This window comes from Shewanella sp. AC91-MNA-CIBAN-0169 (assembly GCF_040310165.1).
GTDB lineage: Bacteria > Pseudomonadota > Gammaproteobacteria > Enterobacterales > Shewanellaceae > Shewanella.
In genome coordinates this window covers 1-247 of sequence record NZ_JBEOPM010000174.1, presented here as the reverse complement: position 1 = coordinate 247, position 247 = coordinate 1, and the positions used below count along the sequence as shown (strand labels likewise).

At 41.3% G+C, this 247-nt stretch carries 1 protein-coding gene; it reads left to right on the top strand.

Annotated features, from left to right (window positions below; genetic code table 11):
- On the top strand, positions 1-247 hold a 247-nt coding region (locus tag AAEY98_RS22570), incomplete at both ends, for a sugar phosphate nucleotidyltransferase (RefSeq protein ID WP_351019862.1).

The following is a 247-nucleotide window of genomic DNA, read 5'->3' as shown; positions in this document are numbered from 1 at the left end:
CTTTAAAGAAACTCAAGCAAGCCAAATAATGCTTGAGCCAGTAGCTAAAGAAGACGTTAGTAAATATGGTATTGCGGATATAAACGGTGTTGAGTTAATGCCAGGCAAAAGTGCTGCAATAAAAGCAATGGTTGAAAAACCAGATGCAGATTTAGCGCCTTCTAACCTAGCTGTTGTAGGGCGATATGTACTGAGTAAGAACATTTGGCCTCTACTTGCAAAAACGTCTGTAGGTGCTGGCGGTGAA